We start from the raw sequence: 24,925 nt of genomic DNA on the forward strand, positions 1-24,925 counted from the left end.
GGTCATTCTGCTTTGGCGGTGTCTAGGGCGGGGGGATCGATGCGCGCTGCATCAGGGCAGCTCAGAGCTTCGCGCGGCCAGCTCTGGTTTTCTTCCTCGTCGAAGATCACGATCTGGTCGCACAGCACGCCGAAGGTGGTGGTGGTTTTGCCGCGTGTGTCGATGAATTCGACCAGGTAGTCGTGAAACACCATGGCGCGTTCGTCCTGGAAGTCTTGCGCCCACGTGAATGCGGGCGGGATGACGTAGCGCCCGCTCAGGTCGATGTAGCCGTACAGCTTGCCCGTACGGTCCAGGCGTTGCGCCCGGGCCAGGCCGTGCTTCAGCGCACCCAGATCGCTGAAGTGCGCGCCCACGATGCGCTTGCCGGCTGCATTCAGGAAGCCTTGCTTGCCGTAGTTTTCGCTATAAGGCACCACGCCTTCGCTGGCGCGCTGGTAGCCCACCGGAAAGCGGTTGGACAGGCGCGCGACCTCGCGGCCCTGCAGGTCCGTCAGCACGGAGGTGGACGCGCGGTCGTCCTCGAACAGCACGCGCTGCATGGACGCCAGCGGGAAGCCGTCGCCGTGCTTTTCCAGCACGGTCTTGCCCTGCTGATCGATGACGCGGTAACCCGAACCCAGATTGACGCGCGCCAGACCTTCGGGTTGCACGAAGAAGGGATTGAATTCGCCATACAGCGCGGGCACTTGCAGTTGGCCGCGCGCGTTGATGGCGCCTTCGCGTTCGCCTTGGCGCACGATCAGCCAGTCGCCATGCTGCTCTTTGCTTTCCGGCCGGCCGTCAGAGATTTTCGTGGCGCGGCCTTGCGCGTCGAACAGCACGGCGCTGCCGTCGGCCAGTTCGCCCATGTAGCGGCCGCCTTGCAGCTTGTCGGGTTTGCCGAAGATGATGTCGCTGCGCTTGCCGGTGCGCAGGTTGACCATCCGGTACGGGCTGTCGCCATAGCGGCCGGCCTGGCCCTTGCCTTCCGGCTCGTTCACCAGCATGAAGCCGTTGCCCAGGTATTCCATGTTGTAGGCGCTGTCGTGCGTGGCCGGCACGACCCACTGGCCCTGGCGGTTGACGAGGCCCCAGCGGCCCTTGTCCTGTACGCGGACCCAGTCGTCGTCGAATTCCTCGATGCGGTCAAATTCAGGCTTCAGCGCGGGCGCGCCCAGGCGCACGTTCCACAGGCCCCAGCGGCGTTGGCGGTTGTCGTCCGCCGCGCGGTAGACCAGCAGCTCGCCTTCCAGTTCGGACGCCGCCGCGCTCACGTCATCCGGCAAGCGCACCGGTTTGCCGCGCGCATCGATCAGCAGAGCGTCGTTGCGCAGCATGTCGCGGGTGCGCGCCCAGGTGTAGGGGCCCTTGAACGGGCGCAAGTCGTCATAGTCAGGCGGCACGGCCCATGCGCCCTGGCCGTCGATGGCGCCCACCTTATCGTTCGTGGCGCGCACCACCAGCGGCATCGTCACGTCATAGGTGTTGATGTTTTCCCATTGCGGGTTCGACACGATCTTGCCCGTGACGGTCAGGATGGCCAGGGGCCGTGCGCCGTTGAGATCGCGCAAGAGCGCCAGCGGCATGGTCTGGTTGCTGGGGCTTCGCTGGGCGGATTTGCCCGGAGAGAACGCGCTGACGTCATAGCTGCGCAGGCGCATGCCGGTATCTGCATCCAGCAAGGGCTTGCCGTCAGCGGCGTACACCTGCATGAGGGAAGCTTCGGCGTTGACCGCGAGGGCGGTATGCGACGCGGCGTCATCCGCGCTAAGGGTGTCGGCCACTTCCGCGTCGGCCGCCGCTTGCCCGGCGTCGGCCGTCTCGGGGGCGTCTGTCACGACGGTCGCGGCGGCGGTCGCTGCGGTGTCGACCGCCGCGGTGTCGACCGCCGCCGTCGCCACATCCGTGGCGGGTTTGGAGGCGTCGGTCGCGTAGGTTCCAACCGAGTCGGCCACCGCGTCGGGGGCGATTGCGTCGGCGGCGATATCCACGTTGCCGTCCGACGCTTCCACCGCCACGGGCGGTTCATCGTCTGTCGCGTTGCTCGTGGCTTCGCCCGAGCCGCTGGCGTTCGCGGCGGTATCAACCGGCATGCCATAAACCCATGCCCGGCCCTGAACGATGTCGACGCGGCCGTCGCGTATCGCCAGTTTCTGCACCGTGCCGTTGGGGCTGATCAACAGCGTCGTCGATGCGTCGGACAGATAGCGCCAGCCGTCGCGTTGCTGAACGCCCATGTACGACGTCGCGAACGCATGCACGGGCTTGAGCCTGGCGTCCAGCAAAGTGGACTTGCCGTCTTCGCCCGCCACCAGCCAAAGGCCGGACGCGAGCCACTGCACGCGCTCGTAGCTTGCTTGCGAAATCGCTTCGCCGCGTGGGTCCACGAACGTCCAATCTTTTTCACGGCGCACCGCCACGACGTCACCGTCGCGCATCGGCGCTTCGCGCGAGCGCAGCACCTGCGGCGTCACGGCCCAGCGGCCCTGCGCGTCCAGCAAACCCCACCAGCCGGAATAGCGCGACCCGCGTGCCTGGGCGGGCAAGTAGCCGGCCGACGGCGCGGCCAGCATCATCACGCCTTCGGGCAGCGCGGTGGCCGTGCCCGTCGCGGTATTGATCAGGCGGGGCGGCGTGGGCACCTCCATCGATGCCACCTTCTGGCCGGGCATGAAGCCCCAGGTGCGGGTGCCCAGCGGGAACGTCTTCACCACCTTGCCCTGCCGGTCGATCAGCACATCGTGTTCGTCGTCTTCAACCAGCGCGGTGCCTTCGGCGTTAAAGCCGGTGGCCGTGGTGTAGCGCGGCTTGATGACCCACTGGCCCTTGGTGTCGATATAGCCCCACAAGTGGCCCTGGCTGACGGCGGCAAGGCCATTCTGAAACGGCGAGGCGTGCACGTAGGCGGGTGCGATGGCCATGCGGCCTTGCTTGTCGATATAGCCCCAGGCGCCGGCCTCGTCGCTGCGCGATCCGGTCAGCACGGCCGCCAGGCCTTCGCTGAAGGACTGATGGCAAACCGTGCCCTCGTTTCGGCCGTAGTAGCTGGTGGTGCATTGGTCCAACCAGGAGTCGGCACGCGCCGTATCGGGCAGGGCGGGCAAGGCCAGCGCCACGGCCAGCGCCAAGGGCTTGATCGCGGCGCGCATCATGCGAACGCGCGGACAGGGGCCGCGAAAAGAGGAAAGCCAAGCCGGACGTGCCACATGGTCGTATGCCTTGCCAGAATATGCGAAGGCAGCACTGTAACCACTCGTAGCGGGGGACAGAAGGGTAAATGTAACGATAGAAAACGAAGCGTTAACAGGTGGCGCTTTTCCGCCTTCCCGTGCCACATGCAGGGCTTGTTTCTGTTGCCCGTACCGTCGGCGCGCCCGGTTAAACCTTACGCAGGCCGGTGCTGCGTGCCCGCGCCCATCGTGATGTGCAGCATGCGACAGGGCTCGACCACCTTGACGGTATGCCACGCGCCCTTGGGGATGACGTAGGCGTCATCAGCCAGCATCTTCACCACTTGCACGCCCGTCGGCCATTCCAGATGCAGCTCGGCCGCGCCCGACATCAAACGCACGATCTCGTCCGCTTCGGGGTGCATTTCCCATTGTGGCCAGTCATTGGCGAAGGTGTATTCAGACACCAGCCAGCCCCGGCCAAACCGGTCCAGCGCCTCGGGCGGCTGCGACCAGAATTCGTCGCCGCCCTTGACCGTGGCGGCGGCGCCGGTGGCGTCCAGCAGAACATAATGCGATGACAGATCAGTCGTCATGGTGGGCATCCTTGATAGGGGTGTTCCTGGCGGGTTCATCCTTGCAGGGCCTGCTGCCATCGTAACCACGCTAGCCCGCATTGGTCAGGCAAGCCGCGCTTGGACGATGCATATCCGGCGATTATCATGTCGCCCATTCGCAATCACCACGGGAAAGGCGATGAGCCAGGGGTTCGAGGGGGTCAGGCCCGCGTCGGAATCGTCCATCGAGATCGGCTTCATGTATAACGGCCGGCATTGCGTTGAACGCATCCGCGTCAAGCCCACGGCCGCCAACTTGAAACGCGCGGCCGATCGGCGCGCCGCCATCCTGGAAGCCATCGCCCGAGGCGACTTCGACTACGCGGCCGAATTCCCCAAACGCGGCACGCCGCCCAAGCCATCACAGGGTTCTGCATGACGAGCAACCAGCAGTTGGAAGTCAATGATCTGACGCCGCAGGCATTCACGCCGTATGGCTGGATGTTGGGCAAGCCCATTCCGGATGGCAACGGCGTGCCCTTGTTCTCCAACCCCGCCACGGACTTCTGGCAGGAACACGTGTTCAACACCGGCGCGGGCGGCGATGCTGAAGTGCTGTGGGTCAATTACCGTAGCGCTTCCCCGGAAATCGCCAACCTGGAAAAGCACCTGCTGACGCAGCAGGCCATCGTGCCGCTGACCGGCACCATCATTCAAGTAGTGGCGCAAAGCCACGCCGACGGCAGCCCTGACCTGGCCACGCTAGCCGCCTTTCGCGTGCCGCAAGGGCAGGGCGTTTGCATGCGGCCCGGGTGCTGGCACGCCACGCGCGTGGTGGATGCCGAAGTCACCTGCCTGATGCTGACCCGCCGTTCCACCACGCTGGACTTGATTCAGCACCTGAACACCGATGCGCGTGCCACCGAAAGCGCCATCGTGGCGATCACGGCTCGTAACATTGCACGCCAAGACGCTTGAACAGCGGCCATTTATTGCGATAGCTGTCCGACCAGATCATGGCGGCGTAGGCCGCGAAGGGCGCGTTCACCGCGTGCACCGTCATGTGCGCGGCGGCGGCGTCGTCTGTCGGGCAGAAGGCCTGGCCCACGGTCGGGTACAAGTCGCCTTCCCATACCGCGCGCTGGCAGTGATCGCAAAAATTGCTCAATTGGCCTTGGCGTTCGGGATCTGGCCGCAGCGCCGGCGCCGTCTGGCTCAGCGTGTGGGCCACTGACTGCGCCACCATCCCCACCTGCGAGATCAGCGCCGGCCCGGCAATACGCTGCCATTGCGCGGGGCTGAAGAGCCAGTCGTGGAAGGCGTCCGGCGAAAGACCCAAGCTGTCGCCGTCCTCTTCCAGCTCAATGTCGGCTTCCGTACTCTCGTGCTCGGGCGGCAGCGCCAGCGCGAACACGGGCGTGGCACGCCGGCAATGGCGGCAGGCGTGCGTGGCCTGCAGCACGTAGTACGCAGAGGCGCGCACGTTGGCGTCAACGCCCAAGGGGCGGTCTGGAGAGTTGCTGTCGATGTCCATGCCTGGGGATGTTCTCTCTTTGGGCTGCGGTATCCCGATCCTTCTTGATTGGCGGGAAATATGCCAGAATCCCCTGCGGAATTGCTGTCCTTGACCGCGACGCTGCCGCCAACAGGGCGTTGCCAACAACATGCAGGTGTTGGAGCAAATTATGCGCGATCGTCAGAGTAGCACCGGCTTTGCGTTCAAGGCCCGCCGCCGTCTTGCGGGCTTGCTGGCCAAACCCCTGCTGGCCACGCCCTTGCTGATGGCCAGCCTGGCCGGGTGCAGCTTCACGTCGCCCGACGAAGCCACGGGGTCGCAGTCTGTCGGCATCCACGGCGTCACCGCGCAACAAGCGCGCAGCATTGCCAGCGAAGCGTATCTCTACGGCACCCCCATGGTGGCCAGCTACCAGACCATGTACGCCTTCAACCTGGACAAGAACAACCCGCAGTACAAAGGCCCGCCCAACACCTTCAACAACATCGCGCGCGTCTTCACGCCAGACGACACCGCGTTCGTCACGCCGAATGCCGACACGCCTTATTCCTTCGCCATGCTGGACCTGCGTGCCGAACCCGTCGTGATCAGCGTGCCGCCGATCGAAAAGCGGCGGTACTTCGTCCTGCAACTGATGGACTTGTACACCTACAACTTCGCCTACATCGGCAGCCGCGAAACCGGCAACGGCGGCGGCAACTTCCTGGTGGCGGGGCCGCGCTGGGACGGCAAGGTGCCGCGCGGCATCACCAAAGTGATCAAGTCGGAAACCGAACTCGTCAACGTGGTGGGCCGCACGCAGTTGTTCAATGCGGCCGACCTGAACAACGTCAAGCGCATCCAGGCGCGCTACAAGATCCAACCCCTGTCTTCCTTTGCCAAGCGGCCCGCGCCGCCCGCGCCCGCCGCCGTGGAATGGATTCCCCCTGTGCCGCCCGGCGAGATGCGCACGTCGCTGGAGTTCTACAACCAGCTGGCCTTTCTGCTGCAATTTGCGCCCACCCATCCCACGGAAAAATGGCTGCGTGAACGGCTTGGCAGCATCGGCATCAAGCCCGGCCAAGCGTATCCCGTTGATCAGTTGGACCCGCGCCTGCGCCGCGCCTTGCAGGAAGGCATGCATACGGCGCAGAACGACATCGACAAGAACCGCACCGCACTGGCCGGCAAGACCGATGGGCTGTTCGGCAGCCGCGCCAAGCTCAAGAACGACTATCTGGCGCGCGCGACCGGTACGCAGATCGGCATCGGCGCCAACAGCCGCGAAGAGGCGCTGTACCCCGTGCTGGAAAAAGACAGCCGGGGCCAGGAGCTGGATGGCCGGTACGCGTACACGCTGCGCTTTGCGCCACGCAGCCTGCCGCCCGTGAATGCGTTCTGGTCCATGACGATGTATCGCTTGCCCGAGCAACTGCTGGCGCCCAACCCGATCGACCGCTATTTCATCAATTCCGCCATGCTGCCGTCGCTGAAGAAAGACCGCGATGGCGGGCTGACGATCTACATCCAGTCGCAGTCGCCCGGCAAGGGCAAAGAGTCCAATTGGCTGCCCGCGCCGCCTGGGCCGTTCATGGTGACCCTGCGCTACTACTGGCCTAAGCCGGCGCTGTTGGACGGCAAGTGGGTCACGCCGGAAATACAGCGGGTGGCGCAATAGCGGCATGAAACGCAACTTCAACATCCACGACCTGCGCATCTTTTATACGGTGGTCATGACCGGGTCCACCCGCCAGGCCGCGCAGGTCATGAGCCTGACGCAGCCCGCGATCAGCCATGCGGTGTCGCGGCTGGAAACCGCCACGGGCGTGCAGTTGTTTGATCGGTCGCACAAGACCCTGCGACCCACCGAAGCCGGGCAATACCTGTACACCGAAGCCAAGTTCGTGCTGGACGAATTGGTGCGCATCGACGAAGCCCTGCACAGCATTGAAAAGTTTGGCGGGCGGGGCTTGCGCGTGGCCTCGTCGCCCGCGTTGGCGCTGGTGTATGCGCCCGAAGCGGTGAAGCGGCACCTGGACGAGCACGGCAAGCGGCCGTTTTCCATCGACGTGGAATCGTCGGTGCAGTGCATCAGCGCGGTGGAAACCATGCGGGCCGACTTCGGCCTGGGCGCGGTGGGCCGCGACAGCCCGCGCGTGAATTTCACGACGTTTCTGCGCACCGACGTCATGCTGATCGCGCACCGTGAGCACCCCTTGGCGCGGCGCGACGTGGTGGCGGTGTCGGACATTCCCCCCGAATCTTTCGTCAAGCCGCTGTGGTCCGACTACGTGGTGGCGCAAGGCGACATTGCCGATTCCGATGCGCTGGACTCCGGCATGCAAGCGCATATGACCTTGGTGCCCGGCACGGTGCGCGCCGTGAAGGGCGTAAGCCTGGTCAACGCGATATCGGCGTCGGACATCGTGTCGGTCTACCCCGACATCGTCGCGGTGCCACTGGCGTCGCGGCAGTGGTTTGAGTTCGTGCTGATCACCCGCAAGGAAGCGCAGAGCCAGGATCTGGCCGAGCGTCTGCTCGGCGCCTTGCACGCCACGGCCCAGGCGCGGCGCACCGGCGTGTTCGAGGACACGATTCAACTGATCGCGTAACCCACCACGCCGCCACACCTCCCCCCCAACGCACGGGGCCTCAATCAGCCGGCGGCTGCCACGGCAAAGATTGCAGATCGCCGTCGATGCTGATTGCCTGCCCGCTGATCATGGCCCCAAACGGGCTGGCCAGGAACAGCGCCATGTTCGCGATGTCGGCGCCCTGTACAAACTGCCGCAGGCTGACGCCCGCCAGTTCCAGCTTGGTTTCTTCTTCTACCGTCAGACCCATCGCGCGCGCCCGTGCGGCAATCACGCGGTCAATGCGCGGGCCGGCAACCAGCCCGGGTAGCAGGGCATTGGCGCGGATGCCGTAAACACCCAGCTCCACCGCCAGCGACCGCGTCAGCCCCACCACGCCCCATTTCGAGGCGGAGTAGGGTGTGCGCAAGGGCAGCCCCATGCGGCCCGCCACCGAACTGATGTTGATGATGGAGCCGCCGCCTGATTCGCGCAGCGCGGGCACGGCGTGCCGCACCGTGTGGAATTGCGACGCCAGGTTGATGTCCAGCGTGGCGGCCAACTCTTCCGGCTGGATGTCGGTGATGCGGGCGGTGGGGCCGGCGATACCGGCGTTGTTGACCAGCACGTCCAGGCCGCCCAGATGTGCCAGCGCTGTCTCCATGTAGCGGTCGATGTCTTCACGGCGGCTCACGTCGGCGCGGCTGTGGGCATGGCGGCATTCAAACAGCGCGCCTTCGTCCACGTCGCAAACGTGCACATTCGCGCCGCGCTCGGCGAAGGCGTCGGCCAGCGCCGCGCCGATGCCCGCCGCGCCGGCGGTAACGATGACGCGGCGGCCGCTCAGGTCCACCGGCAGGGCGGTCAAGTCTTGCGGGTTCATGCGGTTTCCTTCGGCGTGGGCAGGGGTCATGGCTTCATCAGGCGGCACTTGGATTCCTGCGGCGACGTATAGATCTCGTCGCCCGGAATCTTCGCGATCAGCTTGTAGTAGTCCCATGGGCCCTTGGATTCCGAAGGCTTTTTCACCTGCATCAAATACATGTCGTGCACCAGCAGGCCGTCGGCGCGCACCGTCGCGTTCTTCACGAAGAAGTCGTTTACCGGGTTGGACTTCACCCACTTCATGATGGTCTCGCCGTCGGTCGTGCCGGTGGTCTTGACCGCGTTCAGGTAGGTGGTGGTGACGGAGTAGTCGCCGGCTTGCAGCATCGACGGCTTCTTCTTCATGCGCTCTTCAAAGCGTGCCGCCCACTTGCGCGACGCATCGTCCTGGTCCCAGTACCAGGCGGTGGTCAGGTACATGTCTTGCCCGGCCGCCAGGCCCAGCGCGTGGATGTCGGTGATCAGCACCAGCAGGCCCGCGATCTTCATCTTGGGCGTCAGCCCGAACTCGGCGGCGGCCTTGACCGCGTTGCTGGTATCGGCGGCCGAGTTGGCCAGCCCCAGCACCGTGGCGCCAGAAGCCTGCGCCTGCAAGATGTACGACGAAAAGTCCGCCGCGTTCAGCGGATGGCGCACGCGGCCCTTCACCTGGCCGCCGTTGGCCTGCACCACGGCCGATGCATCGCGCTCCAGCGCGTGGCCGAAAGCGTGGTCCACCGTCAGGAAGTACCAGTCCTTATTGCCTTCCTTCAGCATGGCGCGCGCCGTGCCGCGCGACAGCGACACCGTGTCGTACACATAGTGAACCGTGTACGGCGTGCACTGCGCGTTGGTCAGTTCCGACGCGCCCGCGCTCACCACGAAGAAGGGGGTCTTCTTTTCTTCGGCCACCTTCGCCATCGCCAGCGCGGCGGCTGAATTCGCGCCTGCGATCAGCATGTCCACGCCGCGCTGGTCCAGCCATTCGCGTGCGCGCGACGACGCGATGTCGGCGCGGTTCTGGTGGTCTGCCACCAGCACTTCAATCTTCTTGCCGGCGATCTCGCCGCCCATGTCGGCCACCGCCATCTTGATGGCTTCGGCCCCGCCCGGGCCGTCGGCATCGGCCGACAGGCCCGACATGTCGGTAATGAAGCCGATACGGATCACGTTGTCGTCGGCCATGGCTGCGCCGCCCATGGCCAGCAAGGCCGACGCCACTGCCGCGTTCAAGATTTTTTTCATGTTTGTCTCCCGCCTGGGGTTTGATTGTTGTTGCCGTGCCGCCGTCAGAACGCGACGTTGTCCCGGCCCTTCAGTTGCAGAATCTGACGCGCCTCGTCGGGCGTGGCGATGGTCAGCGACAAGTCCTCAAGAATGCGGCGGATGCGGCGCACCTGATCCGCATTCGACTGCGCGAGTTCGCCCGGACCATCCCACAAGGAATCTTCCAGCCCCACCCGCACAAAACCGCCCATCGTCGCCGCCATGGTCGCAAGCGACGTCTGCTTGCGCCCCGCCGCCAGCACCGACCAGCGGTAGTCATCGCCAAACAGCCGGTCGGCCGTGCGGCGCATCATCATCACGTCTTCGGGATGCGTGCCGATGCCGCCCCGGATGCCGAAGACGGACTGAATCAAGAACGGCGGCTTCAACAAGCCCTTGTCCACAAAATGCGCCGCCGTATACAGGTGCCCGATGTCATAGCACTCGATCTCGAAGCGCGTGCCGTTGTCATTGCACGAAGACAGAATGTGCTCGATATCCTTGAACGTATTCTTGAACACCAGATCGTTGCTGCTTTCCAGATAGGGGCGTTCCCAGTCGTGCTTGAAGTCTTTGAAACGTTCCAGCAATTCATACATGCCGAAGTTCATCGACCCCATGTTCAGCGAGGCAACCTCCGGCTTGAATTGCGTGGCCGGCAACATGCGTTCGCTGACCGGCAGCACGGGCGAACCGCCGGTGGTGATATTGACGACCACATCGCTTTGCGCCTTGATGCGCGGCAGAAACTGCGCGTACAGCGCCGGGTCCTGCGTGGGCCTGCCCGTCTGGGGATCGCGCGCGTGCAAATGCACGATGGCCGCGCCTGCCTCAGCGGCATCCAATGCCGATTGCGCGATCTCGTCTGGGGTTATAGGCAGGTAGGGCGACATCGACGGCGTATGCACCGAACCGGTAATGGCGCACGTGATGATCACATTGCTCTTGGGTTTTTTCATGGGCCTTGGACGTATGACGTTGAGGTCTGACGTTTACGTATGACGTTTTATCGTGGCCCCGGCTGTCTCCTCCGGGTGCGGCCCATTCTGTCGCAGGGCATTGCCCTTGTCACCTGAACAGAAATTATCAACTGATACGGTTTCCGGTGCTGCGGCGCAGCGTGATCCTGGCGCCTGCCGCCGGTTGGGATGAGGCTAAGCGCCGGCCCGCGCCCAGACGCAAAAAAGCCGCCGCCGGGTTTCCCCTGGCGGCGGCCTTTTTGCGTGCAGCGGCGGGACTTAGTCCTGGCGGCTGGTCACTTCAACCAGGTGATAACCGAACTGGGTCTTCACCGGGCCTTGAACTTCACCAACCGGCGCGCTGAACACGACGGTATCGAATTCCTTGACCATCTGGCCCGGGCCAAAGGTACCCAGGTTGCCACCGTCACGGCTCGACGGGCAGCTGGAGTTTTCCTTGGCGACTTGGGCAAAGTCAGCGCCGTTTTCAATGGCGGTCTTGAGTTCGTTGCACTTGGCTTCGGTGGAAACGAGGATGTGACGGGCGGAGGCTTGTGCCATGAGGGCTCCTTGCGGAATAGATTGGGGAGGGGAGAGTAACGCATTTGGGCGTGCTCACTACGGTGCCATCATAAACTGGCTTTCAAGACGGCCATATTGCGGTCATTAACGTTCAGTTACGTTGACCGGCGTCATCCCTGTGGCACCCCTGCGCCATGTCTTTGCCCATCTCTTCATTCCGCCAACCACTCCCGAAACGGCTCCAGATCCACCCCGCTAGGCACATACCAAACCTTGCGCGTCTTGTCCCATTGCGCGCCTAGCGCCTTCACCACAGCCCGGTTCGCATACGCGACCTTCAAGTCGCGGTGCCCCACCGCCTTGACGGGCGCGGCCAGGTTTCGGCGTAGCGCCGTATCCGCGCGCTTCTGCGTCGCCGCCAATTGCATCCGCGCGATGAACGCACTGCGTCGCGCGGGGTCTTCCGAAGACACCAAGGTCAGGCGCGACTTGGTGCGTGTTGCCGCCACATAGAACAAGTTCTCTTCTTCCCCCGCTTTGCGCAGCGGATCGGGAAACGCGTCGGCGTCCATGAACGGCAGGATGACGTGTTCGAATTCCTTGCCTTTGACATTGACGATGCAGTCCATCTGCACCGTGTTCTTACCGGGCCGTGCGCCAACAAACGCTTCTGCCGCGCCGATCCATTCCGAGAATTCGCGCAGGGTCTTGCCCGACATCTTGGCCGAGGCGATGAAGCCGTTGACCGAGCGGGTGACGACGGACGCTTCATAGGGATGCACGTACAGGCGCTTGGCGACCTTGTCCATGTCCATCAGGTCGCGCACCGTTTCCAGGGCTTGGTAAGCGGGGCTGTCGGTGGATAGCGCGCGCAGATGCTCCACGGCTTCCGAGATGCGGGCGCGGGCGGCGGGGCTGCCGACGCGCTGGATCTGGCCGGTAAAAAAGTGCTTAAGCGCGGACGGTTCTTTTGCCAGCGTCGTCTGCGCCTCTTGCAGTTCCTTGGGCGTCAGCGGCACTTCGGCGAAGGTGGTCAGGGCGTCGACGATGGCCTCGCGCGTGGCGGGTGCGGCCACGTGATGGAAGTCGTCCAGCGCAATGGCCAGCATGCCGCGCAGGAACAGGATTTCTTCGCGCAGCAGGTAGCTCTTCATCGTCAGCGTGCGGTAGGGCACGCCGGCGTTCATCAGGGCGTTTTCGATTTCGATGGATTGATGCGCGTCGCGCAGCAAGACGCAGCACTGGTCCAGCGGTTTGCGGCCCTGCTTCCATTGCAAGATGGCCTTGACGACTTGTGCACCGCAGTCGCCCGGGGTGTCGGCGTAGGTGGCTTCGTGAATCTCGGTGCGCAGCGGCAGGTTGGAATCCACCGGCTTTTGCTTGAAGGCTTCCATCGCGTAGGCCAGATGCGGGCCGTGGCGGTAGGTCATCGTCAGCGGGAAGTTCGCGCAATCGGGGAAGCTGGTGCGGATGCGGGTTTGCAGGAAAGATTCGTCGGCGCCCAGGTGGGAGTAGATCACCTGGTCTTTGTCGCCCACGCCCACGAAGTAGGTGACGTCCACGTTCAACAGCGCTTCGATAATGCAGAACGATGCTTCGTTGATGTCGTGCAATTCGTCGACGAGAACCAGCTTGTAGGGGGCCAGCACGTCGCGCGGGTCAGACGCGGATCGCAGCAGGCGCGCCAAGTCATACGTGGCGTCGAAAAAGCCCCGGGCGTCCACGTAGCCGAAGACGTCAACGCGCTGCTTTTCGTATTCAACGGCCCAAAGATAGTCGGTAATGGTCACGCCCGCGCTTTCCGCAATGAACAGCGCATCGGCCCCGTCATCCGGCGCGATCCGCATCGTGGCTTTGAGCTTCAGCAGGTTGTCCAGGAACTGGCTGACGGCGGTGTTGTGCGTGCGGATGTCCAGCAGGTCGGCGTATTGCGGGTTATTCGCCGCTACGTTTTCCAGCGCAAACAGCGCGTAGCTTTGTTGTTCGCGCGTGGACGGCAGGGGCTCGGGCTTGCCGTCTTCGACCTTGGCCAATACCCGCTGCGCATACTCTTCAACCGTCAGCACGTTGACGCGCCGCGCCGTGTTGTAGGCGATGCCCACGTCCACCAAGCGCGTTTGCAGCACCTGGCGGGCTTCGTCGGTGAAGGTCAGCGCCAGGATGTCTTCGGGCGGCAGGCCGCGCGTCAGCGCTTCGCCGATGCGCAGGGCCAGCGTGGTGGTCTTGGCGGCGCCCGCGTTGGCGATGACTAGGCTGGTCCGGCTCCGCGAGGTCTGGATCCGGCTCTGTTCTTCAGTGGGCACGAAGCCGGCGGGGAAGAACTGGGGGGCAGGGGAGTTTGTCGTCATCTAGGCGGAAAAGGCGCGAGCAGGAATGTCGCAGGGGCAGACGCCAGTGTACCGATTCCATCAGCCGGCTCCGTCCAATGAAAACGGCCGGCCGGCGCATGAAGCGCCCGCCGGCCGTTCAGGCCGAAAAAGGGGAGCAAGCCCGGAGCCAAGCGTGGGGTCGAACCCGGAAACCGGCCCAAGTCCGGCCTGGATCAGGCCCAGGTTGAGCCCAGACTACAGCCCAGATTGAGCCTCGATCAAGCCCATATCAAGCCGAGGCTCCACCCCCGCCTGAAACCCGATCAGCGCACCGGCCACCCGTACATCAAGCCGCCATCGCGGTACGACGCATTCAGGCCGCGCGACAGCTTCAGCGGGCTGCTGGGTCCCAGGTTCTTTTCAAAGCTCTCGCCGTAGTTGCCGATGTGCTTGATGATGTTGTAGGCCCACTTGTCGTCCACGCCCAGGTTCTTGCCCATGCCGGGCGTCACGCCCAGCAGGCGCTGCACGTTGGGGTTGGTGCTTTTCAGCATCTCGTCCACGTTCTTGGACGTGACGCCGTATTCCTCGGCTTCCAGCATGGCGAACATGGTCCAGCGCACCACGTTGAACCATTGCTCGTCGCCCTGGCGCACCATGGGGCCCAGCGGCTCTTTCGAGAAGTTCTCGGGCAGGATGTCGTACTGGCCCGGGTTGTCCAGATTGCTGCGCGCGGCCGCCAGTTGCGACTTGTCGCCGGTGAAGGCGTCGCAGCGTCCAACCGCGAAGGCGCGGATGATCTCGTCCAGGCGTTCCACCACCACCGGCTTGAAGACGATGTTTTGCGACCGGAACCAGTCGGCCAGATTCAACTCCGTGGTGGTGCCGGGCTGCACGCACACGGTGGCGCCGTCCAGTTCCTTGGCGCTTTTCACGTTCAGGGACTTGTTCACCATGATGCCCTGGCTGTCGTAGAAGTTGACGCCCACGCCGATCAAGCCCAGCGTGGTGTCGCGGGTGAGCGATAGCGTGGTGTTGCGCGGCAGCACGTCGACTTCACCCGACTGCAAGGCGGTGAAGCGCTGCACGGCGCTGACGGCCATGATCTTGGATTTGGCGGGGTCGCCGAACATGGTGATGGCCAGCGCGCGGCACAGGTCCACGTCCAGGCCGACCCAGCCGCCCTTGCTGTCATTGACCGAGAAGCCGGCCACGCCGGTCGAGACGCCGCACTGGACAAAGCCTTTGCTCTTGACGCTGTCGAAAGTCACGCCGGCCGTGGCGGCCCAGGACGAAAGAAGTAAGGCGGTGCCTGCCGCAACGTGTTTGAGTGCTTTCATGGTGTCTCCGCGCGATGGGCGCATAGGTATTCTGTCGGCCGGTAAGCCGAGGTGCGCGGAATGGTAGCCATGGCGCCTGGGCGGGAATATCAGGGAATTCCCGTTAAATCCACTGGGCGGAATTTTGGAGGGATAATCGCTGCCAGGCCGACAGAGGGGCGATGGATGAACGAGAAAGACCAAGAAAAAAAGGCAGACGGCGATGACCGACGCCGACCCGGCCGCGCCTTCGTCAAGCAGCAGGTGCAGGGCACATGGCGTGAACTGATCCGCGTCAATACCAGCGACCGGCGTTGGGAGATGCCGCTGGCGGCGGCCCTGTCTTCCGGCCTGCCCTTGATGGTGGGCGCGTATTTTGGCCGCATGGATTATGGCCTGATGTCCAGCCTGGGCGGCATGGTGTTTCTTAGCCTGCCCAATGCGTCCTTGCAGCAACGGATGATGATGCTGCTGGCCGCGTCCTTCGGCATGGTGGCCTGCTTTGCGGTGGGCGCGCTGACGCAGCTCTGGCCCACGGCCACGATCGCGGCGCTGACCCTGATTGCCATGCTGGTGAACATGGTGTGCCGCTGCTATCGGCTGGGGCCGCCGGGCAGCTTGTTCTTCATCATGGCAACCGCGATTGCGGCGTACACGCCCGGCAGCATCGAGGATGTGCCGATGCGGGTAGGCATGGTGGCGCTGGGTTGTTTGGTGGCTTGCCTGGTGGCCTTTGCCTATTGCCTGCACATGACGCGGGTGGCGCCGCCACCGCCCGATACGCCCTTGCCCAAGCCCACGTTTGATTTTGTGGTGTACGACTCGGTCATCATCGGCCTGTTCGTGGGTATCTCCTTATTAGTGGCCGAACTGCTGCAACTGCCGCGCCCGTACTGGGTGCCGGTCAGTTGCCTGGCGATTATCCAGGGGGCAAGCCTTTGGGCGGCGTGGAACCGTCAACTGCACCGGATACTGGGTACGGCGTTGGGCTTGTGCGTGGCGTGGGCTTTATTGAGTTTGCCGCTGAACGTGTGGACGTTGGCCGCCGTGATGATGGCGCTGTCGTTCGGGATTGAAACCCTGGTGGTCCGGCACTATGCCAGCGCCGTGGCGCTGATTACCCCGTTGACGATATTTCTGGCGGAAGCGCCGCATCTGGGGCAGGGCTATCCCGCCGAGGTGATCGAGGCGCGCTTTGTGGATACGGTGATTGGCGCGTTCATCGGTGTGCTGGGTGCGGTGCTATTGCATAACCAGCGCATTCGGCCGCGATTAAGCCGGTGGATGCGTGCGGTGCTGCCCAATCGTGTGAACTAAAGGGATGAACCAAGACCGTGAACTAGTCGGGTGATCCGCCCGCCACGCAATAAGGGCAATCCAAAGCGGGCTTGGCCGCTTGCGCCGGCATGCCTTCCAGCGCCGCCGCATGCAAACACTCATGCGACAGCCATTGGCTCAGGCGGTCATAGCTTTCCATATTGCTGCGCCAGTTCGGCGCGCAGAGGTAGTAGCCCAGCGGGCTTTCGAACGTGCGGTCGAACACATCCACCAACTGCCCCGTGGCCAATTCCTTTTCGATCAGGCAATGCGGCATCAACGCTACGCCAAAGCCCGATGAGGCCGCCTGGATAATCATCGAAAACAGATTGAACCCGGGGCCGAAACGCGCGCGGTCATAATCACCGAGATACGTGGAAAACCAATATTCCCAAGACAGCGGAATCTCGATGTGCTGCAACAGCGTGCACTGCTTGATGTCTTCCAGGCTGCCGATGGGGTGCTGTTCCAGATACTCGCGTGAGCACACCAGGCGGGTCTCGCGGCCGGTCAGATACTTGGCGTCGCCATCGTGCCAATCCCCGTAGCCATATTGAATGGACGCATCGAAATCCAGTTCGGTGCTTTTGTAATCGGCCACGCTGTAGCGCACGAAATTGATCGAGATATCGGGATTGAATTCGCGAAACGTCTTCAAGCGGGGAAACAGCCACTGCGCGGCGAACGTAGGCGCGGCCGATACGTTCAGCGATTTGGCCGACTGCTGCGTGGCCATGACTTGCGAGGTGGCGCTTTCCAGCGTGTGCAGCGCGGGCCGGATCAAGCTGAGGTAGGTGGCGCCCATGCGGGTCAGTTGCAGCCCGTTGGTGGCGCGGATGAACAGCGCGTGGCCCAGATAGCTTTCCAGCGTGGCGATATGCCGGCTGATGGCGCTTTGCGTCACGAACAGTTCCTTGCCCGCCTTCGAAAACGACAAGTGGCGCGCCGCCGCGGTGAACGCATTCAATTCAGAGAGAGTGGGGCAGCGGCGTCTCATGACGATGGGGCTGAGTCGACTGACAAGAAAAGGGGGGTATGAGTAAAGCTCATAAGGCTGTTCAAATTTGTGTCGAACGCCTAAGGGGAGACCCGGTATCGGACGTTTGGATTGTACCGGTAGAGTTCGCCATGCTGAATTTCCTGCATGTTGAACGAATAGCGTGATTTATATATGAAGCCGGTTGTTGTTAAGAATTGCAAGATCTTGAATACCCGATCGTTGGCCCTGGAAGCCGCGGCGAATGTGTTGATCGAAGACGGAATGATCACTCGCATCAGCGCCGACGAGCTGACCGTGCCGGACGCCGAGGTGGTGGACGCCAAGGGCATGACGCTGATGCCGGGCATGATCGACTGCCACGTGCACGTGGTGGCGTCGTCGTTCAACCTGGGCCGCGTGGCGGCCTTGCCCAATGCCCTGGCGCTGTTGCGCGCACTGCCCATCATGCAGGGCATGCTGGACCGGGGCTTTACCAGCGTGCGTGATGCCGGCGGGGCCGATTGGGCCTTGGCGCAAGCCGTGCTGGACGGCGTGATCGACGGCCCGCGCCTCTTCTGCGCGGGCAAGGCCCTGTCGCAGACGGGCGGCCATGGCGACTTCCGCCAGCGCAACGATGAACTGGACCCCTGCCCTTGCTCGGTCAAGATCGGCAATATCGGCCGCGTGGTGGATGGCGTGGACAACTGCCGTTTGGCGGTGCGCGAAGAAATCCTGAAGGGCGCGACGCAGATCAAGGTCATGGCGTCCGGCGGCGTGGCCTCGCCGAATGATCCGATTCAGAACCTGGGGTTTTCCGAAGCCGAACTGCTGGCCATTGTGGAAGAGGCCAGCAACGCCAACACGTATGTGATGGCGCATGCCTACACGCCGCGCGCCATCATGCGCGCGGTGCGTTGTGGTGTTCGCACCATCGAACACGGCAACCTGGTCGACCGCGAGGCCGCCGAGGTCATGAAAGAGCACGGCGCGTACATGGTGCCCACGCTGATCACCTACGAAGGGCTGGCCAACGACGGCGAACGCTATGGCCTGCCGCTGGACTCGGTGAAAAAGATTGCCACCGTGCGCACGCAAGGCCTGACGGCGCTTGAGATCCTGGACGACGTCGGCGTGAAGATGGGTTACGGCAGCGACCTGCTGGGCGAAACCCACTACATGCAAGCCGACGAACTGACCCTGCGCGCCCGCGTGCTGGGCAACGCCAAGGTGATTCAGCAGGCGACCTTGATCGGCGCCGAAATCCTGAACCAGCAAGGCTTGCTGGGCGAAGTGTGCGTAGGCGCGCATGCCGACCTGCTGCTGGTCGACGGCAACCCGCTGGATGACATTTCCCTGCTGACCCAGCCCGACTCCATCAAGCTGATCATGAACCGCGGCTTGTTGCACAAGAACGCCTGCTGACGTTCTTTCACTCTTACTTCCGGAAATCTTCATCATGTATTCCGTATCGGACCGCCTGGAGCGGCTACCGTTTTCCAGCTTCCATTTCCGCTTGCTGATGATCGGCGGCCTGGGCCTGGCGTTTGAAGCGCTGGACGCCGGCATCATCGCGTTCATCATCCCGTCGTTGCGCACGCAATGGGGCCTGTCCACCGGCGAGATCGGCTGGATCGCCAGCAGCACCTACGTGGGCTTCCTGGTGGGCGCGCTGTTCTCGGGCATTCTGGGCGACCGCTACGGCCGCAAGAAGATCATGATGTGGGCCTTGCTGCTGTTCTGCGTGGCCACGTTCTTCAACGCCTTCGCTCGCAACTATCACGAGTTCTACATCCTGCGCATGATCGCGGGCATCGGCATGGGCGCGGAAGGCGCCATCATTGCGCCGTATCTGGCGGAATTCGTCAGCAGCAAATACCGTGGCCGCTTTACGGGCGCGCTGGCGGGCTTCTTCTCGTTCGGCTTTGTGATGTCGGCGTTGCTGGGGTACTTCATTGTGCCCATGAGCGACGACGGCTGGCGCTGGATCATGATCATCGCCTCGGTGCCGGTGGTGTTCCTGCTGTGGTGGCGCAAGTCGCTGTTCGAATCGCCGCGTTGGCTGGAGCACACTGGTCAAACCGCCGAAGCCGACCGCATCTGCTCGGCCATTGAAGCCGAAGTGGAGCAGAAGCTGGGCCGTCCCTTGCCCAAGCCCGTTGCCACGCGCCGTGCCGCCACCGCCGCGGAAAACCCGCAAAGCGCGATGGAAAAGCTGACGTCCCTGTTCTCGAAAACCTATCTGGGCACCACGGTGCTGGTGTGGGTGTTCTGGATCACCGTGCTGTTCTGCTACTACGCCTTCCTGGTGTGGATTCCCAGCCTGCTGGTCGAGCGCGGCTTCACCATTACCAAGAGCTTTTCGTACACCATCCTGATCTACCTGTCGCAGATTCCCGGCTATTTCTCCGCCGCGTATTTCAACGACAAGATCGGCCGCAAGTACACGATTCTGGCGTACATGCTGTTGTCGTGCCTGTCGGCGCTGGGCCTGGCGCTGGCCAGCGGCGAGCAGCAGATCATCATGCTGAGCATGCTGCTGTCGTTCGGCATGAACGGCGTGATTGCCGGCCAGTACACCTACACCGCCGAGATCTACCCGACCTCGATCCGGGCAACCGGCATGGGCGCGGCATCGGCCTTTGCGCGAATTGGGTCGATTGCATCGCCCACCATTGTGGGCGTGGCGTATCCGGTGCTGGGCTTTGCCGGCGTGTTCGCCATGATGACGGCCATCTTGATGGTGGGCGGGCTGGGAATTCTGTTCTTCGGCAAGAACACGCGCGGCGTGGTACTTGAGGCGATTCACTGATGACGCAAGCATCCACGTTGGCGCCCTGGGCGGCGCATGCGCGCGCCTTGGCGCAAGCCGGTGACCGCGCCGCGCAATGGCAGGTGGTATCGGCCTTGCTGGAAGAAGCCTTCGGGCACCAGCTATTCACCGCCTTGCTGTATCTGGAAGAACATCGGCTGATGAAACGGCTGTACACCTCCGATGAAAGCATCAGCCCGCTGGGCGGCTTCAAGGCCACGGGCAACGGGCCGTGGTCGCGCCATGTGCTGGAACAAGGTCAGTTGTACGTGGCCAGCAACGAGGACGATGTGCGCTCGGTGTTTTCCGAAGCGTCCATGCTGATCGAGCGCGGCCTGCATTCCGCGTTCAATATTCCGGTGCGCTATCAGGGCCGGGTGATCGGTTCGCTGAACCTGCTGGCCGGCCGCAAGGCGTATGACCATGCTGATCGGGATCTGGCTGCGCTGATCTCTGGATTGTGCGCGCCGGTCTTCATCGAGGAAATGCAGGCCGCGCAAGCGGCGGCGGCAGCGGTGGACCGGGCGGGGCTGGATAGCGTCTAGGCGTTCGGGCGGCCTGCGCTCAGGCGGCCTGCGCTCAGGCGGCCTGCGTCCAGGCGGCCTATGTTCCGGTGGCCTGCGTCCTTCGTCAGGTCGCGAGCACGGCGCGTACGGCTTCCGGCGTGAAGGGCGCTTCATAGAAGCGCTTGCCGGTGGCGTCGAACAGGGCGTTGGCGATGGCGGCGGGGCCGGGCACGGATGCGGATTCCCCCGCGCCCATGGGCGGCTCGTCTTGGCGCGGCATCAGCAAGACGTCAATGGCAGGCACATCCTTGAAGCCGATGATGGGGTAGCCACCCCATTCGCGGCTGGCGACACCCGCTTCATCAAAGACCACCTTTTCCAGCAGGCAGCGGCTGAGCGTCTGGATGACGTTGCCGTGAATCTGGTGGCGCACGCCGTCCGGGTTGACGATCATGCCGGTGTCCTGGCCAACCACTATCCGTTCCACGCGCACACGCCCCGTGGCCGGGTCCACGCACAGGTCGATGACCCAGGCGGCCCAGGCGGCCCCAAAGCCAGGAAACTTGCTGTGCACATAGCGTGCGTAGGCGAGGCCGCGACCGTGCAAGCGGCCATCGGCATCCGGCTTGCCACGGCTGCCGCGCGTACCTGCGCGCCACTGCGCTCGCGCGGCCGTGGCTTCTATCAATGCGATGGCGCGTGCATCGTCCAGGTTGCGCACGCGATAGTCGACCGGGTCGGCGCCCGCGGCCTCGGCCAGTTCGTCGATCATGCAGTCATGCGCGAAGGAATTGGGCAAGGCCGACACACCGCGCAACCACGACGAGCGCACCAGCGGCGGCATGTCGTGGCAGACCACGCGGCGGCTTTTGTAGCGGTAGGGCGGCGCGGCGGTGCGATCGCCCATTTCCAGTGTGCGCGGCTCGCCGGAGACGGTGCCCGTCAATAACAGCGCCAAAAGCGGCGCATCGTTGGACGGGTAGCGCACGGCGAAGTCCACCGCCAGCAGCTCGCCTTGCGGGTCGATGGCGGCGGCCACGTCCATCAACTGCCCGGTGCCCTTGGGTTCCCATTGGTGTTCTTGTTCGCGCGTGAGCTGCACGCGCACGGGCGCGCCCACGGCCATGGACAGCAGGGCGGCGTCGGCGCAGACGTCGTCCGCGCAATTGCGGCCATAGCAGCCGGCGGCTTCCAGACGGACCAGGTCGATCTGGCCTTCGCCCAGGTTCAGCAGCCGGTCCAGATCGGTGCGCAGCATGTGCGGGTTCTGCGTGCCGGTCCACACGGTGAGCCGGCCGTCAGAAAAGTCGGCCACGGCGCAAGAGGGGCCTATGGACGCATGCATCTGGTAGGGCCAGACGTAGCTGCGGCGCAAGTGCGTGGCGGCCTGCGCGCAGGCGGCGTCCACATCGCCTTCTTCGATCAGGGGCCGGGCTTGGGCGGGGTTGGCGCGGATGGCGGTGGCCAGATCGTCGAGTTGGGGGGCGGGCGGTACGGGCTTCCAGCGCACCTTCAGCGCACGCATGGCGGCAATGGCCTGTTCTTCACGGTCGGCCACCACGCCAACGAAGTCGCCTTGCACCACTACCTGCACGTTGCCGGGCAGATGCGCGACGGATTGGCGGTCCACGTCGATCAGGCAATGGCCGATGAAGCTGCCGGCGTCGCGGCCCGGATGCGGCGGGCGCACCACGCGGCCGTGGCGCATGCCGGGCACGCGCACGTCATGCACAAAGCTGAGTTCGCCGGTGGCTTTGGCGGGGATGTCCACGCGCGCCACGCCTTGGCCGACGATGCGGTATGCGCTGGCGGGTTTCAACGGAACGGCTTGGTCTGGCGGCGCCAGGGTTAGCCGGATGTGCTGGCCGGCCAGCAACTGGCCGTAATGCAGTTGGCGTGCGTCATCGTCGGGGGTGGGCTGCGCAGCAAGCTGGGGCCCAGGCCGCATTTCAGGCTGCACCTCGGAACGCGTGATGGGCCGCACCACGCCATCGCGCACTTGCACCGCATCACGTGGCAGGTTCCATTGCCGCGCCGCCAGCATCAGCAAATGCTCACGTGCCTGCGCGGCGGCGCGGCGCAAGGGCACGGCGGAGATCTGGATGCTGGCGCTGGCGATGGTCGGGCCCTGATTGGGCGCGGCGCTGGTATGACCCAGCACCATGTCCAGGCGCGACAGCGGCACGTCCAGCTCTTCGGCAACGATCTGCGCCAGCGACGTGCGGATGCCCGTGCCCAGGTCCACGTGGCCGTTGAAGGCCAGCACGCGCCAGCCGGGCGATGGCGTGTCGCCCGCCACCAGGCCGGCGTCGCGCACGATGGCGATGAAGATCTCGGGCGTGGCCTGCACGTAATCCGACGCGCTGCCCGGCTGACCCGGCGCCGGCTTGGGCGGCGCCGAGGGCTCGCGCACCACGAGCAGGGCGTCGGGGTGAGCGAGCAGCGCGTCAGGCAGGTGGTGGGGCGGGGGCAGGGGCATGACAGGAGCAGGGTTCGGACCGGTGGGTGATTATGTCGCCGTTAGCGGGCGGCCGGCAGTGGGGCATCCACCAAGGCGCGGGTCTCGGCCAGCGCATGGTCCAAGGGCATGACGGCGGCGTACTTCTGCGCCATGTCGAACAGGTTGGCGTCGTGCGGACCCAGGGCGCGGTCGCCGCAGCAGTCGGCTACCACCAAGGGCCGAAAACCTGCCTGCATGGCGTCCACCACGCTGGCGCGCACGCAGCCGCTGGTGACGCAGCCCGCCACCAGCAAGGTCTGCACGCCGCGCTGTGCCAACCAGGGCGCCAGCATGGTGCCGAAGAAGGCGGACGGGGTGCTCTTGCGCACCACGTATTCGCCGGGCGCGGGGGCCAGTTCGGGCACGATGGCGCTGTTGTGGCTGTGCTCTTTCAGGGCCAGCATGGCGGGCACCTTCAGGCAGAAGATATTGCTGTCGGCATCGTCGTCCGAGAACACGATGCGGCTGTGCGCCACCGGCCATCCCTGGGCGCGCGCGTGGGCCAGCAAGTGGCGCGTTTGCGCGATGGCTTCCGGGATGTTGCCGCCGCCCAGCACGGCGGGGTCGGCAAAGCCGTTCACGAAGTCCACGATCAACAAGCCAAAGGGCGCTTTGAGCGGCAACGGCGTGCCGAAGCCCTGGCGCGAATACGCGGAGATATCGCCCGTGACGGCGTCGGTGGGTATGGTTTGGGTCGAGGCGTTCATTTGCTGTCCTTGCGGCGGGCGGCGTGCGCCAGGCCGGATTCGTCTTGCACCACGCCGCGCGTCACGACCGCCTGGCCGTCCAGCGCCACGCTGCAATGGCGCATGGGGATGTCGATGTGGCAGGCGGTGGTGCGGCTGCCGCCCGCTTCATTGTTGGGGCCCATGGACCACAGGAAATTGCCCTCGAAGGCGCGCGCGTCCATGCCGATGTGCGCTTCCTTGTTGTAGTGCGCCAGCATCGACCACTGCGCGCGCGGTTGCAGGCCCCAGCCGATGTGCGACACCGCATAGGCTTCGGGGTCTTCGTACGCCGCCATGTATTCCTTCAGGATGTCGGCCTGCAAGCCGCCGTTGATGCGGGTGACGTAGCCGTTTTCAATGACCAGTTCGATGGGGTCGGTCACGTAGTCTTTCATGGGCAGCAGGATGTCTCCCCGGTCCAGCACCACACGGCCATTGCTGTGGCCTTCGTTGGGCCAGGTCAGCACGAAGCCGCTGGGCCAGTGGTCCCAGCGGCCGGGTTCGTCCACGAAACCGTATTCGGATATGGCGGGGAATTCGCCCAGTTCGCAGCGCAGATCGGTGCCGGCCGCCGACGTGATGTGCATTTGCTTGGACGCTTCAATCCGACGCGCGGCGGCCTGCACGCGCGCACGGTCCGCCTCGGTGGGCACCAGGCGGCACAGCACTTCGGGCGGCTCGATGGCCAGCAGGATCTTGGTGCCGGTCTGCAAGATCTCGTGCTGCTCGGGCGAGAACAGCAGCGTCATCAGGTCCAGCACCAGGTCGCTGGCATTCAGCGCGGCGATGGCGGCGGGGTTGCCCGTCAGCGGGGTGGCGCCCAGGTAGGCCAGCGCGTCGCGGCTGATGGATTTTTCGGCGTTGACGGGCGGCAGGTCCAGCCGGTTGACGCGCGCGCCGAGGTCAGTGGCGGCGGCGATCGCGCAGCGCAGTGTTTGCGGATGCGTGTCGGCCCCGGTCAACACGGTGACGATCTGCCCGGCTTCAAGTCGGGACAGCGTCAGCACCTGCTTCCAGGCGTGGATCAAATCGATATCGCTGACGGACATGGCGGGCTCCTTGAATCAGCG

21 protein-coding genes are annotated in these 24,925 nt (G+C 64.3%); 8 read left to right on the forward strand and 13 right to left on the reverse strand.

Annotated elements, in window-relative coordinates:
* Nucleotides 1-2: 2 nt before the first annotated feature.
* Together CVS48_RS09545 and CVS48_RS09550 are read right to left on the reverse strand one after the other, a co-directional pair.
* Entirely contained in the window at nucleotides 3-3,134 is a 3,132-nt protein-coding gene (locus CVS48_RS09545) for a WG repeat-containing protein (RefSeq protein WP_100854235.1), read from the reverse strand.
* A 233-nt stretch (nucleotides 3,135-3,367) separates the two neighbouring features.
* Nucleotides 3,368-3,748, reverse strand: coding sequence for a cupin domain-containing protein (locus CVS48_RS09550; protein WP_100857581.1), 381 nt, complete (start codon nucleotides 3,746-3,748; stop codon nucleotides 3,368-3,370).
* 160 nt (nucleotides 3,749-3,908) lie between these two features.
* Here CVS48_RS09550 and CVS48_RS09555 point away from each other — a divergent pair, with 160 nt between their 5' ends.
* On the forward strand, nucleotides 3,909-4,148 hold the full coding sequence (locus CVS48_RS09555) for an Arm DNA-binding domain-containing protein (RefSeq protein WP_100854236.1): 240 nt from the start codon (nucleotides 3,909-3,911) through the stop codon (nucleotides 4,146-4,148).
* Entirely contained in the window at nucleotides 4,145-4,687 is a 543-nt protein-coding gene (locus tag CVS48_RS09560; protein ID WP_100854237.1) for an ureidoglycolate lyase, read from the forward strand. Before CVS48_RS09555 ends, CVS48_RS09560 begins: the two co-directional genes overlap by 4 nt.
* On the opposite strand, the gene CVS48_RS09565 is transcribed toward CVS48_RS09560, so the two are convergent.
* Nucleotides 4,653-5,243 carry a hypothetical protein gene (locus CVS48_RS09565; protein ID WP_100854238.1) on the reverse strand — a complete coding sequence of 197 codons (591 nt, stop codon included), beginning with the start codon at nucleotides 5,241-5,243 and terminating at the stop codon, nucleotides 4,653-4,655. The genes CVS48_RS09560 and CVS48_RS09565 overlap by 35 nt on opposite strands.
* A 151-nt stretch (nucleotides 5,244-5,394) precedes the next feature.
* Between CVS48_RS09565 and CVS48_RS09570 the strand changes: the two genes are divergently transcribed.
* Both CVS48_RS09570 and CVS48_RS09575 read left to right on the forward strand, forming a co-directional pair.
* The gene (locus CVS48_RS09570) at nucleotides 5,395-6,882 is read left to right on the forward strand and encodes a DUF1254 domain-containing protein (protein WP_100854239.1); all 1,488 of its coding nucleotides are present in this window, start codon (nucleotides 5,395-5,397) and stop codon (nucleotides 6,880-6,882) included.
* Between the two features lie 4 nt (nucleotides 6,883-6,886).
* Nucleotides 6,887-7,816, forward strand: coding sequence for a LysR family transcriptional regulator (locus CVS48_RS09575; RefSeq protein WP_100854240.1), 930 nt, complete (start codon nucleotides 6,887-6,889; stop codon nucleotides 7,814-7,816).
* Between the two features lie 40 nt (nucleotides 7,817-7,856).
* Here the strand turns inward: CVS48_RS09575 and CVS48_RS09580 are convergent, their stop codons facing one another.
* From CVS48_RS09580 to CVS48_RS09605, 6 genes are all read right to left on the reverse strand, one after another.
* The gene (locus tag CVS48_RS09580; RefSeq protein ID WP_100854241.1) at nucleotides 7,857-8,660 is read right to left on the reverse strand and encodes an SDR family oxidoreductase; all 804 of its coding nucleotides are present in this window, start codon (nucleotides 8,658-8,660) and stop codon (nucleotides 7,857-7,859) included.
* A gap of 26 nt (nucleotides 8,661-8,686) precedes the next feature.
* Entirely contained in the window at nucleotides 8,687-9,886 is a 1,200-nt protein-coding gene (locus CVS48_RS09585; RefSeq protein WP_100854242.1) for an ABC transporter substrate-binding protein, read from the reverse strand.
* A gap of 44 nt (nucleotides 9,887-9,930) precedes the next feature.
* Nucleotides 9,931-10,866, reverse strand: coding sequence for a 3,5-dioxohexanoate:acetyl-CoA acetone transferase (gene kce / locus CVS48_RS09590; RefSeq protein WP_100854243.1), 936 nt, complete (start codon nucleotides 10,864-10,866; stop codon nucleotides 9,931-9,933).
* A gap of 279 nt (nucleotides 10,867-11,145) precedes the next feature.
* Complete coding sequence (locus CVS48_RS09595) at nucleotides 11,146-11,427, reverse strand: peptidylprolyl isomerase (protein ID WP_050445647.1); 282 nt, start codon at nucleotides 11,425-11,427, stop codon at nucleotides 11,146-11,148.
* Nucleotides 11,428-11,600: 173 nt separating this feature from the next.
* Entirely contained in the window at nucleotides 11,601-13,736 is a 2,136-nt protein-coding gene (locus tag CVS48_RS09600; protein WP_100854244.1) for an ATP-dependent helicase, read from the reverse strand.
* A gap of 284 nt (nucleotides 13,737-14,020) precedes the next feature.
* A complete protein-coding gene (locus CVS48_RS09605) occupies nucleotides 14,021-15,037 on the reverse strand; it encodes an amino acid ABC transporter substrate-binding protein (protein WP_100854245.1) in 1,017 nt (338 codons plus the stop codon).
* 165 nt (nucleotides 15,038-15,202) lie between these two features.
* Between CVS48_RS09605 and CVS48_RS09610 the strand changes: the two genes are divergently transcribed.
* The gene (locus CVS48_RS09610) at nucleotides 15,203-16,333 is read left to right on the forward strand and encodes an FUSC family protein (protein WP_100854246.1); all 1,131 of its coding nucleotides are present in this window, start codon (nucleotides 15,203-15,205) and stop codon (nucleotides 16,331-16,333) included.
* Between the two features lie 22 nt (nucleotides 16,334-16,355).
* Here the strand turns inward: CVS48_RS09610 and CVS48_RS09615 are convergent, their stop codons facing one another.
* Nucleotides 16,356-17,300: a LysR substrate-binding domain-containing protein gene (locus tag CVS48_RS09615; RefSeq protein ID WP_100854247.1), complete on the reverse strand. Its 945-nt coding sequence runs from the start codon at nucleotides 17,298-17,300 to the stop codon at nucleotides 16,356-16,358.
* A gap of 204 nt (nucleotides 17,301-17,504) precedes the next feature.
* Between CVS48_RS09615 and CVS48_RS09620 the strand changes: the two genes are divergently transcribed.
* Genes CVS48_RS09620 through CVS48_RS09630 form a run of 3 tightly spaced genes read left to right on the forward strand, consistent with a single transcriptional unit; the run spans nucleotide 17,505 to nucleotide 20,666 of the window.
* Nucleotides 17,505-18,734: a metal-dependent hydrolase family protein gene (locus tag CVS48_RS09620; RefSeq protein WP_100854248.1), complete on the forward strand. Its 1,230-nt coding sequence runs from the start codon at nucleotides 17,505-17,507 to the stop codon at nucleotides 18,732-18,734.
* A gap of 34 nt (nucleotides 18,735-18,768) precedes the next feature.
* Nucleotides 18,769-20,121 carry an MFS transporter gene (locus CVS48_RS09625; RefSeq protein WP_100854249.1) on the forward strand — a complete coding sequence of 451 codons (1,353 nt, stop codon included), beginning with the start codon at nucleotides 18,769-18,771 and terminating at the stop codon, nucleotides 20,119-20,121.
* Nucleotides 20,121-20,666 carry a GAF domain-containing protein gene (locus CVS48_RS09630; RefSeq protein ID WP_100854250.1) on the forward strand — a complete coding sequence of 182 codons (546 nt, stop codon included), beginning with the start codon at nucleotides 20,121-20,123 and terminating at the stop codon, nucleotides 20,664-20,666. The genes CVS48_RS09625 and CVS48_RS09630 overlap by 1 nt, the downstream gene beginning before the upstream one ends.
* An 85-nt stretch (nucleotides 20,667-20,751) precedes the next feature.
* Here the strand turns inward: CVS48_RS09630 and CVS48_RS09635 are convergent, their stop codons facing one another.
* From CVS48_RS09635 to CVS48_RS09645, 3 genes are read right to left on the reverse strand one after another with little or no spacing between them, the layout of a single operon-like run.
* Nucleotides 20,752-23,106, reverse strand: coding sequence for a xanthine dehydrogenase family protein molybdopterin-binding subunit (locus CVS48_RS09635; protein ID WP_100854251.1), 2,355 nt, complete (start codon nucleotides 23,104-23,106; stop codon nucleotides 20,752-20,754).
* A gap of 41 nt (nucleotides 23,107-23,147) precedes the next feature.
* Nucleotides 23,148-23,834 carry an isochorismatase family protein gene (locus CVS48_RS09640; protein WP_100854252.1) on the reverse strand — a complete coding sequence of 229 codons (687 nt, stop codon included), beginning with the start codon at nucleotides 23,832-23,834 and terminating at the stop codon, nucleotides 23,148-23,150.
* Nucleotides 23,831-24,904, reverse strand: a complete 1,074-nt coding sequence (locus CVS48_RS09645; RefSeq protein WP_100854253.1) for a 2,5-dihydroxypyridine 5,6-dioxygenase NicX family protein — start codon at nucleotides 24,902-24,904, stop codon at nucleotides 23,831-23,833. Before CVS48_RS09645 ends, CVS48_RS09640 begins: the two co-directional genes overlap by 4 nt.
* Between the last annotated feature and the right edge of the window lie 21 nt (nucleotides 24,905-24,925).

The organism is Achromobacter spanius, from assembly GCF_002812705.1.
GTDB classification, from domain to species: domain Bacteria; phylum Pseudomonadota; class Gammaproteobacteria; order Burkholderiales; family Burkholderiaceae_B; genus Achromobacter; species Achromobacter spanius.